At 69.3% G+C, this 13,599-nt stretch carries 12 protein-coding genes and 1 pseudogene; 3 read left to right on the forward strand and 10 right to left on the reverse strand.

Annotated features, from left to right (window positions below; translation table 11 throughout):
• The first annotated feature begins 106 nt into the window (after window positions 1-106).
• On the forward strand, window positions 107-988 hold the full coding sequence (locus IPG50_36065) for a trypsin-like serine protease (GenBank protein ID MBK6697561.1): 882 nt from the start codon (window positions 107-109) through the stop codon (window positions 986-988).
• Window positions 989-1,022: 34 nt separating this feature from the next.
• Here the strand turns inward: IPG50_36065 and IPG50_36070 are convergent, their stop codons facing one another.
• On the reverse strand, window positions 1,023-2,606 hold the full coding sequence (locus tag IPG50_36070) for a hypothetical protein (protein MBK6697562.1): 1,584 nt from the start codon (window positions 2,604-2,606) through the stop codon (window positions 1,023-1,025).
• A gap of 161 nt (window positions 2,607-2,767) precedes the next feature.
• Between IPG50_36070 and IPG50_36075 the strand changes: the two genes are divergently transcribed.
• Window positions 2,768-3,622, forward strand: coding sequence for an SDR family NAD(P)-dependent oxidoreductase (locus tag IPG50_36075; GenBank protein MBK6697563.1), 855 nt, complete (start codon window positions 2,768-2,770; stop codon window positions 3,620-3,622).
• A gap of 68 nt (window positions 3,623-3,690) precedes the next feature.
• A complete protein-coding gene (locus IPG50_36080; protein ID MBK6697564.1) occupies window positions 3,691-4,815 on the forward strand; it encodes a protein-glutamate O-methyltransferase family protein in 1,125 nt (374 codons plus the stop codon).
• Window positions 4,816-4,902: 87 nt separating this feature from the next.
• On the opposite strand, the gene IPG50_36085 is transcribed toward IPG50_36080, so the two are convergent.
• From IPG50_36085 to IPG50_36125, 9 genes and pseudogenes are all read right to left on the reverse strand, one after another.
• Complete coding sequence (locus tag IPG50_36085) at window positions 4,903-6,264, reverse strand: hypothetical protein (GenBank protein MBK6697565.1); 1,362 nt, start codon at window positions 6,262-6,264, stop codon at window positions 4,903-4,905.
• Between the two features lie 120 nt (window positions 6,265-6,384).
• Window positions 6,385-7,224, reverse strand: coding sequence for an ABC transporter permease subunit (locus IPG50_36090; protein ID MBK6697566.1), 840 nt, complete (start codon window positions 7,222-7,224; stop codon window positions 6,385-6,387).
• A gap of 43 nt (window positions 7,225-7,267) precedes the next feature.
• The gene (locus IPG50_36095; protein ID MBK6697567.1) at window positions 7,268-8,776 is read right to left on the reverse strand and encodes a hypothetical protein; all 1,509 of its coding nucleotides are present in this window, start codon (window positions 8,774-8,776) and stop codon (window positions 7,268-7,270) included.
• Between the two features lie 98 nt (window positions 8,777-8,874).
• Window positions 8,875-9,783 carry a hypothetical protein gene (locus IPG50_36100; protein ID MBK6697568.1) on the reverse strand — a complete coding sequence of 303 codons (909 nt, stop codon included), beginning with the start codon at window positions 9,781-9,783 and terminating at the stop codon, window positions 8,875-8,877.
• The gene (locus tag IPG50_36105) at window positions 9,780-10,382 is read right to left on the reverse strand and encodes an OmpA family protein (GenBank protein MBK6697569.1); all 603 of its coding nucleotides are present in this window, start codon (window positions 10,380-10,382) and stop codon (window positions 9,780-9,782) included. Before IPG50_36105 ends, IPG50_36100 begins: the two co-directional genes overlap by 4 nt.
• 40 nt (window positions 10,383-10,422) lie before the next feature.
• Window positions 10,423-11,418, reverse strand: a complete 996-nt coding sequence (locus IPG50_36110; protein ID MBK6697570.1) for a response regulator — start codon at window positions 11,416-11,418, stop codon at window positions 10,423-10,425.
• Complete coding sequence (locus tag IPG50_36115) at window positions 11,402-12,163, reverse strand: FprA family A-type flavoprotein (protein MBK6697571.1); 762 nt, start codon at window positions 12,161-12,163, stop codon at window positions 11,402-11,404. The genes IPG50_36110 and IPG50_36115 overlap by 17 nt, the downstream gene beginning before the upstream one ends.
• Before the next feature lie 25 nt (window positions 12,164-12,188).
• Window positions 12,189-12,459: pseudogene (locus IPG50_36120) on the reverse strand (roadblock/LC7 domain-containing protein).
• Window positions 12,460-12,567: 108 nt separating this feature from the next.
• Entirely contained in the window at window positions 12,568-13,596 is a 1,029-nt protein-coding gene (locus tag IPG50_36125) for a hypothetical protein (protein ID MBK6697572.1), read from the reverse strand.
• Between the last annotated feature and the right edge of the window lie 3 nt (window positions 13,597-13,599).

Consider the following 13,599-nt stretch of genomic DNA (forward strand, 5'->3'; position numbering starts at 1 on the left):
ACGCGTGGCGAGGCGCTAGGGCCCCAGCGCCGCGCGGCGACGTGGGGCCGGAAAAGGGGCTTCTCTTCGCGAGGAGCCACAAGCCGGGCCGGCGGCGCGTCTCGGCATGAAGTCTGCGAGCCCTTGGTCGCTCGTGCCGACTCGCCCGCTCGCTCATGGACTATTTACGCTCGCCCTCGCGGCGGTGGCGTCCCTTGGCGGCGTGGCTTGCGGCGACCAAGGCGACTCGGACACGGCGGGAGGCGAGCCCGACGAGGCCGCGATCATGGGGGGTGCGCGCGACTCCGCGCATCCCGCCGCCGGGCTCTTGATGGCTGGCGAGCCCAAGGCCGGCGACTCGTCGCCGCCGACCTGCGGCGGCACGCTCGTGGCCCCGAACGTGGTGCTCACGGCAGCGCACTGCATGGGGCAAACGCTCAGCGCGTTCTACTTGGGTCAGGGCGTGCCCATCACGATCTTCGACGAGCGCACCAAGGCGCTCAAGTCGATGCGCCGCTTCGCCGTGCGCGAGGTCATGGTGTTTCCGTCGTTCGAGGTCGCGCGAGCCTTTCGGCCCGACGGCTCCATCGACAGCGGCTACGTCTGCGGTCGCGAGATCATCGACGTGGCGTTGGTGCGCCTCGACAAACCCGTGACCGACGTGACGCCGGTGCCGCTCGGCGACGCGCCGAGCGTGGGCGCGGCCTGCGAGGTCGTCGGCTACAGCACGCACAAAGATCCGGCTCGCGACTTCGAGACCACCCACGAGCGGCGGGTGGCCCATCGGCGCGTTCGCGAGGCGGCGCCCTACCGCCTCTTCTCCGACAGCCTCGACGGCGCGACGCGCCAAGGCGACTCAGGCGGCGGCCTCTTCTGTGACGGGCGCATCGTGGGCGTCCTCTCGTGCACCCCCAAGTGGAACCCGGGCGCGAGCGCGACCTACGACGATCACGCGCGCTTCGACGTCGTTCGCGGCTGGGTCGACTTTCAGATCGGCCGCTGGAAATGACCGCGCGCGATGAGCGCGCGACGGGCGTCGGCTCTCACATTCCGAAAACGGAGACGGGGCTGGCGGAGCCGGTGAGGCTGTTGTTGCCGAGCTGACCGCGCGAGTTCGAACCCCAGCAGCGGACCGGCCCAGCGGCGACACGGGCGCACGTGTGCGAGCTGCCGGCGGCCACCTCCGAGATCGGGAGGCCCGCCAAGGAGACCTTCACAGGCTCCGACGATGACGCGGCTACGCCGTCGCCGAGCTGCCCCGAGCTGCCGAGGCCCCAACACTCGACGCCGCTCGCGCCGTCGACGGCGCACGTATGGTACGTGCCAGCCTCGACTTGCGTAGCTCCGACGAGACCCGGCACCTCCGTGGGCGCGAGGCGGCTTGTCGTGGTCGCGTCGCCGAGTTGGCCGCTGGCGTTGTCGCCCCAGCAATGGATCGACGACGTCGTGCGGGAGCACGTGTGCGAGATGCCGGCCGTGATGGTGAGGATTCCGGCGGGAGCGCCGGCCACGACGACCGGCGTGAGCCGCTCGTCCACGGAGGCATCGCCGAGTTGGCCCGCGTCGTTGGCGCCCCAACAGGAGATCGACGCGTCATCGAGCAGCGCGCAAGAGTGCGAGGAGCCGCACGCGATGGCAACGGCCGCGCGCGGCAAGCTCACCGTGAGCGGCGCGCTCGACGAGTTGGTGGTGCCGTCACCGAGCTGCCCGTGGTCGTTGACGCCCCAACACTTGACCACTCCGCCGGTGGCGATGGCGCAGGAGTGATCGCGGCCGACGGCCAGCGCGAGGGCGCCGGTGCCGAGCGTCGAGACGGTCTGCGGGATCTTGCTGCCGAGGTTGTCGCCGGTGCCAAGCTGGCCTTCGCCGTTGCCGCCCCAACAGCGCGCCTCGCCGGTCGAGAGGAGCGCACACGTGTGAATGTTGCCGGCGCCCACCGCGACGACGTTGGCCGTGAGACCCGAGACCTGAACGGCCGCCTTGCGATCGGTCAGCGTGTTGTCGCCGAGCTTCCCGGAGCCGTTTGAGCCCCAACATTTTAGTCCCGCGCTCGCCGTGACGGCGCACGTGTGGTTGCCACCGGCCGACAAGGTCGGGCCCGTTTGGAGTGGCGGAGGGGTCGGTCCGCTGCAGCACCCGGCGGCGCAAGGGGTGAAGCCCGCGATGCACTCGAGCCCGCACTTCGCCGCGCTGCACACTGCGGTGGCGTTCGCGGAGGTTGCGCAGGCTTTGCCGCAGCCGCCGCAATGCTCGGCGCTCGCCTGCACATCGACGCAAGCGCCGCCGCAGTTGTCGAGGCCCGTCGGGCACGACGCCGAGCACTTGCCCGAGGCGCAGACTTGGCCCCCGCTGCACGTCTTGCCGCAAGCGCCGCAATGTTTCGGGTTGCTCGAGGTGTCGACCTCGCACCCGTCGTTCGCGCGCTTGTTGCAGTCGGCGCGCGCGCCCTTGCACGTGAGCGTGCTCGCATCGCCGGTGCCAGCCCCACCGTCGCCTGTCGGCTCCGTGCTCACGGACGCGTCGTCATCGGGCCCCGCGGGGAGGGCGTTGCCGCTGAAGCCGGAGCCGCTGCAAGCAAGGGCGGGAACGGCTACGAGTCCGAGGGACAGAAGCAGGGCTTTTCGCATGGGCGGCGCCCTCGGCGAGGCCGAGGCCGCGGAAAAGTGTCTCCATGGTCGCCCCGGCGCAAGGTTTGCTGTCAATTCAGCGCAATTTCGCCGAAATCGGGACCCCTCGGAGGGGTCTTTTCCCTCGCCCTTGCCGCGCCGCGGGCTGATAGTCGTCGAAGATGCTCCCGCCCTCCACGTCGCCCACCCGGGCCGTCATCACCGGCGCCGCCAGTGGCCTTGGTCGCGCCTTCGCCCTCGAACTCGCGAGGCCCGGCGCCGCGCTGATTCTCGGCGACGTCGACCTCACCGGCGCCGAGGCTACCGCGGACAAGGCTCGCGCCGCCGGCGCCCGCGTTACCGCCCTTCGCTGCGACGTGTCGCGTGTGGACGACGTGCGCGCGCTTGCCACCGCGAGCGACGCGCTCGGTCAGGGCGAAGAGCTCGTCATCAACTGCGCCGGCGTCGCCGTCTCCGGCGAGGTGGGCGTCGTGCCACTCGAGGACTGGCGTCACATCGTCGAGATCAACCTGATGGGCGTCGTCCACGGCTGCCACGTCTTCGCGCCCCGCATGCGCACCGCTCGTTCGGGTCACATCCTCAACGTCGCGTCGCTCGCGGGCCTGCTCGGCACGCCCGGCATGGCGCCCTACAACGCCACGAAGTTCGCCGTCGTGGGGCTCTCGGAGGCGCTGCTTCAAGAGCTTGCGCCCCATGGCGTCGGCGTGACGGTCCTGTGCCCGTCGTTCTTCCCCACCAACATCGTCGAAGCAGCGCGCCGTCACGGCGGTGGCGACGAGGTCAACGTGGCCCGCGCACTCATGGCCGAATCGAAGCTCGACGCAGCGGGCGTTGCGCGCGCGGCGCTCGATGCGTGTCGCAAGGGCCGCTTCTATTCGGTGCCGATGGCCGACGCCAAGGCCGCGTGGGCTGCGAAGCGCGCCTCGCCCGAGCTGTGGGTCAAGACGCTGGCTCCGCGCCTCGCCGATCTCTTGCGCCGTCGCTTCGCGAACAAGCCGACTCCCAACGAGGCCTAACCAGCACGTGGGCGCGGCGGCCGCGATCGCGTGCCATCGGCGGAGGCCAGGCGTGCGACCATCGGGCGATGGTGAAGCGCCCGCCTTCCATTCGGACCGACGCCTCCAATCGCTTCGCGCACCACACCATGCGCGTGCGATTTCCTGCGATCCTCGAGCGCGTCATCGCCGACCTCTCGCCGAGCATGCAACAGGCGAAGGATGCGGTGCGAGCGCTCGCCGACGAGGTGCTCGGCGACAAGCCGATTGGGCCCCTCCAAGGGCCCGCGCCCGACCTCGACCAGTGGGCCGCGCCGTTCGCCTCGCACGCCAGCGACACATGGCTGGCGACCGATTGGTTCTTCGCCGAGACGTACCTCTATCGGCGCATGATCGAGGCCGTTCGCTACTTCGAGACCGAGGTGGATCCGTTCGCCGTCACGAAGGCCGACGACCTCGCGAAGCCGGCGACGTGGGAGTCCGTGGAGGCGGCGCGCTCGGCGCCGTCACTCGGGCACGAGGCGCGGATCATGATGCTCCTCGAGGCGGCGCTCTGGGGCAACCGGCTCGATCTCAGCTACGCCGGCGCGGCCGCCCTCGGCATGCACGCGTCGGTCTCCGATCTCATCGTCGACGATCGCTCGCGTGCGCTTTCGCTGCTCCTGCGCCGTGACGCGCGCATCGCGCTCGTGGCCGACAACACCGGCGCCGAGCTGCTCCTCGATCTCGTGCTCGCGGCGGCGCTCATCGAAGGCGGCGCGCGTGAGGTCGTGGTTCACGTCAAAGGGCATCCGACCTTCGTCAGCGACGCGATCGCCGCGGATGTGCGCACCGCGCTCTCGCGGCTCGGCGCTGTGCACGAGGCTCACTTTCACGCGGGACGCCTCCGCATCGCGCCCGACGTCTTCTGGAATTCGCCGGCCTTCATCGACCACGTCCCGCCGCACCTCGCCTTCGCGTTGGCGCGATGCGACGTGGCCATCGTGAAGGGCGACGCCAACTATCGCCGCTTGGTCGGCGACGCCATTTGGGCGCCGATCACGGCGCCGCGGTCGGCGAGCGGTCCCTTGCCGTGTCCGTTCCTCGCGCTCCGCACGCTGAAGAGCGACCCCATCGTGGGCCTGCCCGGAGGGCTTGCGGAGAAGCTCGACGTCGAAAGCTCCCTGTGGCGCGTCGACGGCAAACGAGGCGTCGCCCAGCTCTTCAGCGCCTAGCAGCAAGAAACAAGCCGCGGAGCGTCTGCACGTCGTAGCCGCCGGCCGTGCCGAAGCGGGCGTTCCGGACGGCGGCTCGGTCGGTCGTCAGGGCGGCATGACGACGGAGTAGCTCGACTTCGCGAAGCGCGTCGAGCGCACGACCATGACGTCGGAGACGTACTCGTCGAGGCTTCCCGTTTGCTCTTCTGCGATGAGCGTGACGCCCGCGGGCGTGAGCGCCGGTCCGAGGCCCGCGAGCCGTGAGAGCGGGAGCTTCGGCTCGCCGAGAATCACGAAGTGCCCGGGGCCCGAGGGGCCGACCCAGGTGGCCATGCGAATGCGCGGCTCGGGGGCCGCGCGAAATTCGAAGCTCCCGTTGGAAAGGTTGATCTGCCCATTTTCCACCGGAGCTACCAGCGGCGTCGGATCGCCGAGCTGGAGGTTGTACGTCGTCGCCGCCGGTGCCGCGCCGACTAGCGTGGCGCCGACGAGCGCGAAGTTCGAGCCGCTCGTGAACGTCTGCGTGGCGTTGACGGTCACCGTGGAGCCGGCGATGACCGGGAGCGACGTTGGGGCTGAAGGCACAGCTTCCGAGAGCAGCTCAAAAGACCCGGCCGGCGCGGGCAACACGAGGTTCAAGGTCGCGTTTGGGGCCGGCCACGAGCCGGGCGCCGTCGTCGTCGCGGTGACGCTCGCGACGCCGATGGGCAAGCCCGCCGGCACGGTCATCGGTGCCGCAGCAGGCACGTCTTTCTGCACGGCGACGTTTGTGCGGAAGAAGTAATACGTCGTCTTGTCGAAGCTGATGAGGAGCACGGAGATTTCGCAGGTGGTGTTGGGCGCGCCGAACCAGCTGACCGGGTAGTTCTGCGAATAGGCCTCGCCGGAGGCGCGGCCCGGGTGACCACCGGTCGTCACCGAGCCATCGGCGCAGCGCGTTCCGAGCTCCAACCGGCACGAACCGCCGCCGCACGTGGGCACGGTCCAGCTGAGGGCGATGTTCGTCCCGTTGACGGCCGGCGGCGGCGACTCGGTGGCGTCGCCGTGAACCTTGATGTTCATGGCACGGAGGCCCAGGTAGGTCGTCGACAGCGAATTGTTTGAAGGGCCCGACGGCGCCACCCATAGGTCGTACGGGGCCACGACGCCGTTGGCGGAGAATCCTCCCGCCGTGTCGGTCGTGAGATCTTGCACCTTGCCGGTGGCGTCGCGCACCTTGACCGCACGCGCCGCGAGGGCGAGTCCCTCTTTGCGTCGCACCACGAATCCCTTGAGCGCGCCGGGGCCGCTGGGCCCGCCGTCGCCACCGAGGGCGCCGTCTCCAAGCGTCGCGCCACCGTCGCCGCTGCCGCCCGGCCCGCCGGGACCGACCGGCACGCTGCCGTAGGGATCGGCCTCGGCCGAGGAGCACGCTGCGAAGAGAATCCCAGACAAGCACAAGCCCGCCACACTGTGAACGAGACGCATCGGCAAAGGGTAGCAAGCGGAAGGCGCTGCGGCTTGTGCGGGGGGGGGCGCGGGGGGGGGGGGCTGCGGGCGTCACCGGGGGCCGGGCGGCGGGGGCGCAAGTGGCCGCGTCCGTGCGTCTCAGCCTTTGACGCCGCCGGCCGTGAGCCCGCCGACGATGTGCTTTTGGAGCACATAGAAGATCGCCATGACGGGCACGCTCACGACGACGGAGCCCGCGGCAAAGAGCCCCCAGGCCGCGCCGTGCTCGCCGACGAGCCGCTGCAAGACGACGGGCAAGGTGTAGCTCTCCTCACGAGAGAGGAACGTCGCGGCGAGGATGAACTCGTTCCACGCGCTCATGAACGCGAAGAGCGCCGTCACGCTGATGGCGGGACGAGCCGCCGGGAGGACGACGCGCACGAAGGCCTGAAAGCGAGTGGCGCCGTCGACGAGCGCCGCCTCCTCGAGCGCCTCCGGGATCGTCAAGAACGCGCCGCGCAATTGGAAGACGGCAAAGGGCACGGCCGTCGACGCGTAGACCAAGACGAGGCCGGCGCGCGTGTCGAGGAGACGCAGGGCCGAGAGGATCGCGTAGATGGGCACCGCCGTCCCGATGGCCGGGAACATCTGCGTGGCCAAGAGCGCTCGGAGCGAGGGCTCGGTGGCGGCGGAAGGAAAACGTGCCAGGGCGTAGGCGGCCGGCGTCGCGATGGCGACGGCGACGATGGCCGTCGCCGTCGAAATGACGAGCGAGCTTGCCACTTGGCGAAAGAAGAACGGGCTCGCGAAGAGCGTCGTGAAGTTCGCGAGCGACAGCTCCGACAACGACGGCAACAGCGCCGCGCGCCCGCGTTCGTCAACGAGGCCGCGCGGCGAGAGCGCCAGCGATACGACCCAGAGCACCGGATAGAGCGAGGCGAGCGACGCCAGCGTGAGGGCGCAGTGCACCGCTGCCGATTCGAGCGCGCCTCGTCGCATAGGCGCAGGAGAACCCGCCGCTGCGCCGGTCGCAAGGGCCGCGTCAGCGTCGTCGGCGACCGAGCCAGAGAAGGAGGCCGAGGAGCGGGAGCGCGAGGGCAGGGGGGGCGTGGCGAGCGCCCATCGAACAACCGGGAGACGGCGTCTCTTCGCCCTTCGTCGAGGCGGCGGCGCGCGGCGGCGCCGGCTGCGGCGCTTCGCCAGCGGCGCGCGTCGCTGCGTCAGGGGTCGTCGCCAACGGTGCGCCCGCGTCGAACGATGGCCCGCTCCAGTCGTCGGGCCAGGTCAATGCGCGGAGGTTGTGGAGCAGCATGAAGTCGAGGCCGGGCATGCGCATGCCGGACCCGGCCTGAGCGCTCCTGTGCTCCGCCTTGGCGCGGATGAAGCGCTGCGAGCTGGACCAGCCGTGCGGGTTCACCGCTCCCGCCGGAGGCGCCTTCGGCTCCGCGCCCAGCGGTAGCTCGTCGAGGAGCTTCTTGGCCTCGTTCGCGACCGTCGGGCCTTTGCTCGGCCAATCGTGCAGCGTGCCAGTGGCACCGTGGAGCGCGGCGTGGAGCGCCGGGTACAGAACCCAATCTTGGGGGCTCGTCAGGTTCACCAGATCGTCGAACGTCGATGCGCCGAAGCCGCGGCCGACGGCAGCGAGGGCGATGCCCATGTGCTGCGCGTCGGTGCTGAGGAGACTGTTCGGTGTCCGCAAGAGATCCCAAAGGGAGCCTAGCCACGGATCGGCAGCGAGCGTGGTTGCGCCGTTGGTCATGAACCCGACCGAAACGCTGAAGCCCTTGCTCAGCCCGCGCGCGTCCGCGCCCCGGGCCACGAGTCGCGCACCGCAGGCTGGGTTGGTGATCTGCCAACCGTTGGGCACCGCCATGTGAGTGACGATCCGCACGGCTGCGTCGACGGCCTGCGCGCGCAGCCCTTTGCTCGAGACGACGAGCGAGCTGGGGACGAGCTTCTTGACGAGTGCGAGGCCGACCAAGAGATGAACAGCCTGATCTTGGCTCATCTCCTTCATCGCCGGCGACCCGAGGAAGTCGGAAGCCGTCGCGGTGAGGCCCGTGAACTTCGTGTGTTGGCTCGCCGTCGCGTCGTCGCGGAGGAAGAAGCCGTTGAGGCTCGGCGTGCTCGTGCAAGGAACGTCGAAGGCCGCGTCGGCGGCCAGGTCCAACCGGTCGAGCGCACCAAGGGCGCCCGCCAGCTCGCTCGACGCACGCGCTTTGGCCCCCGCATCACCGGCGTCGTAGCCGGGATGTTTCGGACTCTCGAGGAGCGCGAGCTCCGTCGCCAGGACGCCGATGTACCAACCCAGATGAATCGTCGCGTCGGCGTAGTGGATCGTCGTCGCGTCGCGGCGCTCCGCGGGGATGCCGTCGCCGGGGCCTTCACCGAGCGAGACAAACTCGGACCGCAGGCGCTCGCGCAGCCTCCAGTATTGCCCGAGCGTCTCGGTCGTGGTGTGCGCGCCTGCAATGCCGCTTGCGGAGGAACAGCAGAGGAGCAACGCGCCTGCCACCGCACGCCGTCGCCCCGTCGCGTACGCGGTCCCCATCGGTGGTCGCAGTACGCGACGCAGGAGCGTCACGCAACATGGTCGGCGGCTTTCGCCTCCGAGCGCGCGCCGCGTCAGGGATTAGTCCCGTGCAACTTTCAAGCGACGGCGTCGGGTCGCGCCAATGCGCTCTCGAGCTTCGGCAGGGCAGGGTCGAGGGCGCCCGGCGCGATGGCCCCACCGCGACCGACGGCCGTGAGCACGAAGCGACTCGAGCCCACCTGGAAGATTCGATAGAGGGCCGACTGACCGTGCTCGTCTTGCACGAGGACCGCCGTTGGCCGTGACTCGCCGAGCGCCGCCGATCGATCCGCGAGCGTGAAGAGCATCGCCGAGACGCCGGCGAGCGCTTCGACGTTGCGTGCGCCGTTGTTCGACGCAAGCGGAAGACCGACGTCGTCGGCGAGCACCACGGTCGAAAAGCCGCCCTTGTCGGCGACGGCGTCGAGGACGCGCGGCAGCTCATGGAGGCCCGCCGAGACCTTGACGTCCATCAGCTCGCGCCCGAGCCGATCGCGATCGAGCACCGGCGCGAGCACCTCCTTCATCATGTCGCCGATCTTGCGCGCCTCGTTCTCGCGCTGCTGGATGAGCGGCACGACCATTCGCTGGAAGTCCTTCTTGAGGGCCTCCGGATCGGGCGACATCTTGGCCATCGACGCGACTTGCTGATGCAGATCGGCCTTGAGCGCGTCTTGCGAGCGCTCCTGCGCCGACACGGCGGTGGCCAGCGCGCGAAGCTCTCCCTTGATGGCGTCGGCTTGTTCTCGGTCGCGCGAGCCGAGCCGCGCGACGAGTCCCTGCAGCTCCGCTTTTAGGTCTTCCGGACCGGCCGCGGCATGAGCGCGCGACGCCTCCTCGAGGGCGTGAATTCGCTGCTCCTTGTCCGCATTGAGCGTGGTCAATTCGGCCCGCGCCTTTCGGCCTAGGCGCGCACCAAACAGGTAGCCCCCGCCGCCGAAGGCGCACGCGGCCCCCAACGTCAGCACCAACGACAACCCGATCATTTGACCTCCTCCTCGGGAACCGGCGCGCAGCCGCTCCCACCATGCACGGTGACCACCACGCGCCGATTGACGGACTCGGTCTCAGGCTGTCCCTCGACGGGACTGAACGCGCCGAGGCCGCGCACCGTGACGCGCCCCTTGGCGAGGCCCCGCTCGGCGAGCTTCGTTGCGACCCACTGCGCGCGATCGCGGCTGAGGCGCAGGTTGTCGATCTCATTGCCCGTCGCGTCAGCGTGCCCTTCGACGAGCGCGTGAGCGCTCGGGTTGCCGACGAAGTATTGGGCCAGCTTGTCGAGAGGGGCCGCCGCGGCGCCGGGACCTTCGGCAGAGCCTGTCGCGTAGAGCAGCACGAGCTTGCCGCAGGCCTTGGGGGTTGGCGCAGCCACGGGCACCGGTGGCGTCGCGATCTCGGGCGGCGGGCGGGGCGCTAGGGCGGTCGGCGCGGGCCTCTCCGGGGCAACGGCCGGCGGTGGCGCGACGGCGTCGTCGGCGGCACCGACGGCCGTCGTGACGAAGAGGAGGCCGACGGCCATGAGCACCGCGGGGACGGCGACCGGCACGTCTTCGCCGGGGACTCGCGTACGGGCTATGGGGTCCATGGGCACCAAAATCCTTGGGTTGAATGGTTCGGCGGGCTCGTCAGCCGGTGTTCTTGGACTCCAGCAAGGTCGCGAGTCGCGCGAGATTGGCGCTGACCCGTGAGTCGCCGGGGCGCATGCCGTTGGCCTTCGTGAAGAGCGCGAAGGCGTCTTCGTAGCGGCGCTCCAGCAGCGCATCGACGCCGGAGCCGTAGGCTTCCTCGAAGGGGTCACCATTGGCTCGCACCGACGCGGGCGGAGACGAGGGGCGAATCGGCGGCGCCGGCAACGAGAATCGTGACGGCGGCAGCGACGGAAACCGGCTCGTGCGTCCCGTCGCGCTGTATTCGCCCGAGGTCGTGATGCTCGCCTCGTCGTTGAGCCGCGCGGCCTCCATGAGGAGCTCTTCGCAGTTTCCCTCGAGGTTCGGGGCGGGCTCGTCGCCGGCGCGAAGGGCCCGACACGACACCTCACCCTCGGCGAAGACGATGCGGCGAAAGGCCGCCATGCCAACGCCGAGCGAATCTTCGGCGGCGAGCACGGCGCCGCCGCGCACGAAGATCCTTCCGGTGAGCTGGCTCGTCTTCACGTGGACGAGCACCGACTTGCGGCCGATGCCTGCGAGCTGCAGGTAGTCGGCCGCGCAGAACGGTGAGGGATCGGGCGTGCTTCCGCGAGCCAACGCGCTCTCGACGATGTGGCGAAGCCTCTCGAGCGGGAGCGGCTTCTCGTAGGTCTCGATGCCTGCGCGCGTGGGGACGCGCCCTTCGTAGTGACGAACGTAGGACGACACGAACACGATGGGTACGTGCCGTTCGCGTGCGTCGAGGTGAGCGACGAGCTCGAGGCCCGTCCCGTCTGGGAGATCGATGTCGGAGATCATCATCGACGGCGCGCGCTCCTCGATGATTTGGCGCGCTTCGGCGACGCTCCCTGCGCCGACGATGGATGCGCGAACTGCCCGCGAGAGGCCCCGCACGATGGACGCGCGGAGCGTCGGCTCGTCTTCCACGACGAGCACGACGGGCAGCGAGGGCTCTTCAGGCTGCGGGCACACGATAGGCGTCCATGAGGTCCGTTCCGCAGGGGAAGTCGCTGGCCCAATCGATGAACGCCTTCACCTTCTCCTTGCCACGGAAGATCGCGCCGTGCTGCGGAGCGATGCACTCGAGATCGAGGGTGCGCGCCATGTCGGCCCACAGCTTCATGGCCTTGCCGTTGGCCATGTAGCGCTTGTGGAATCCCGTCATGAACTTGAGGTGCGCCTCGAAGTCAGGGACCTCGATGTAACCGGCGCCGAGGGAGGCGCCGAGGTCGCCGCTGTAGAGAATCTTGGAGATCGGATCGTAGATCTGGAAGTTGCCCGGTGAGTGGAGGAAGTGGGCCGGGACCACTGGCAGCTTGCTGGCGCCGAGCGTCAGGACCTTGCCCTCGTCAGGGATCGGGAGGAGTCGCGACTCGACGAGCCGATCGAGCCCGAAGTGGGCTACGAAGCGGGTCCACAGGGCAGAGACGTGCGCTGTCGCGTCGGTCGTCATGAGCCAGCCGTTGACGGCGGCGACGATGTCCGGGTCTTGGTGCGACAAGAAGATCGTCTCGAGCTTCGCGCCACCGGTGAGCAAGCCGAGGGTGTTGCTGAGGACCTTCGAGTAGACCTTGTGACCGCCGGGATCGAGGATCATCCCCGCCTTGCCATCGACGATGACGTACTGGTTGGCTTGGACCGCCAGGCCCTCGCCGGAGACGTCCTCTAAGAGGACGTTCTTGTGGGTGCCGTTGTCGAACAGAACAGTGTGCGCCATGGTCGTCGTCCTTTCCGTTCGTTCTTCAGAGCACCTTGCGTAGATCTTCGGCGGCGCGCCTCATGTCGAGGAGCACAAGGCCGAGCTTGGCCGCCTTCCCCGCCAAGACGAGCAGCACGGTGCCCGACGCAGCGGCAATGGTCACCGCGTAGCCGTTCTTTCCGCGCACGAGGATCTCTTCGACGTCGCCGCGCTCGAGCTCGGAGGCGGCTCGCGCGCCGAGGCTCGACAAGGTGGCGCTCATGCCTGCGACGCGCCCGTCCTCGATGTGTTGCGGGCAGCGCGCTCGCGATCATCAGCCCGTCCTCCGAGATGAGGGCGCTCGCCTCGACGTCGGGGAGGAGCTCTGGAGTCCTCGGAGAATCTTGTTCAGTGAGTCGACTCGAGACATGTTCGGTTCTCCTTCAGCCGGAGCGACGTCCGGCCTTGGTCACAGGCAAACGGAGCACGACTTCAGTGCCCGCTCCCAGGTTGCTGGTCACATCGAGCGTTCCCCCAGACGCGGTGGCGACCTGCTTGCACAACGCAAGGCCGATGCCCGAACCAGTGGGTTTGTTGGTGAAGAACAGATCGGTACAGCGAGCGGCGACCTCCGGCGTCATGCCCGGCCCGTCGTCGCGAACGTGGAGAACAAAGACGGCGCCGTCCTCGTCGAGGCGCGCATCGACTTCGATGCGGTGCCCCTTGCCGCACGCGTCGATGGCATTGCGCACGAGGTTGAAGACCACCCCGCTGACGACGTTGCGATCGATAGGGAGGAGGGGGAGCGCTCGACCGAGCGAAACGAGCGTGATGCCGCGCCGCGCGGCCGTCGGTTCGAGGATTCGGCACGCTTCTTGGACCGCGTGGTCGATGGCCTCGTGGCGTCCCGTGAGCAGCGGCGAGGCGAAGCCACCGACGCCTTGGAGGGTCAGGTGGATGCGCCGCACTTCGGTAAGCAGCGCATGGATGTCCTCGGGGGTAACCGGCTGGGGGTCTTCAATCATGACCTCGAGCATCGTCGAGAGCGCCGCCAGCGGGTTCTTGAGCTCATGTAGAATGCACGGGAGCGCGTCGCCGAGGGCCGCCATCTGGAGGAGCCGATCTCGCTGCGTTCGGAGCTCGAGGACGTTCGAAATCTCCTGAAAGAGAATGGCGTAGCCAGGAGCTCCCGTCGGATCGACGTATCGCGAGACGGAGTAGCCATAGACTTTGTTGGGTTCGCGCCGCGCCTTGATCTCACCGCGTCCTGCGAGGGCCATGTCGGCGATGGGCGCGATGAACTGGGCGACGTTGCAGCCCACGAGCGCGCCGCGGTCGGCGCCGAAAATTCGGCTCGCGGCGACGTTGACGGCGGTGATCTCGCCGGCGTTCGTCGTCGCCACCACGCCTGCGCTGAGGGCGTCGATGAGCTCGCTCTCGCGCGGCTCAAAGTGGGACGACGTGGCGAGCATGGC

This window comes from Myxococcales bacterium (genome assembly GCA_016703425.1).
Taxonomy (GTDB): Bacteria; Myxococcota_A; Polyangia; order Polyangiales; family Polyangiaceae; genus JADJCA01.

Excerpts from the sequence above, each read along its gene's own strand:
- IPG50_36065 (MBK6697561.1), top strand. The coding sequence starts at position 107 with ATGAAGTCTGCGAGCCCTTGGTCGCTCGTGCCGACTCGCCCGCTCGCT.
- IPG50_36070 (MBK6697562.1), bottom strand. The coding sequence starts at position 2,606 with ATGCGAAAAGCCCTGCTTCTGTCCCTCGGACTCGTAGCCGTTCCCGCC.
- IPG50_36075 (MBK6697563.1), top strand. The coding sequence starts at position 2,768 with ATGCTCCCGCCCTCCACGTCGCCCACCCGGGCCGTCATCACCGGCGCC.
- IPG50_36080 (MBK6697564.1), top strand. The coding sequence starts at position 3,691 with ATGGTGAAGCGCCCGCCTTCCATTCGGACCGACGCCTCCAATCGCTTC.
- IPG50_36085 (MBK6697565.1), bottom strand. The coding sequence starts at position 6,264 with ATGCGTCTCGTTCACAGTGTGGCGGGCTTGTGCTTGTCTGGGATTCTC.
- IPG50_36090 (MBK6697566.1), bottom strand. The coding sequence starts at position 7,224 with ATGCGACGAGGCGCGCTCGAATCGGCAGCGGTGCACTGCGCCCTCACG.
- IPG50_36095 (MBK6697567.1), bottom strand. The coding sequence starts at position 8,776 with ATGGGGACCGCGTACGCGACGGGGCGACGGCGTGCGGTGGCAGGCGCG.
- IPG50_36100 (MBK6697568.1), bottom strand. The coding sequence starts at position 9,783 with ATGATCGGGTTGTCGTTGGTGCTGACGTTGGGGGCCGCGTGCGCCTTC.
- IPG50_36105 (MBK6697569.1), bottom strand. The coding sequence starts at position 10,382 with ATGGACCCCATAGCCCGTACGCGAGTCCCCGGCGAAGACGTGCCGGTC.
- IPG50_36115 (MBK6697571.1), bottom strand. The coding sequence starts at position 12,163 with ATGGCGCACACTGTTCTGTTCGACAACGGCACCCACAAGAACGTCCTC.
- IPG50_36125 (MBK6697572.1), bottom strand. The coding sequence starts at position 13,596 with ATGCTCGCCACGTCGTCCCACTTTGAGCCGCGCGAGAGCGAGCTCATC.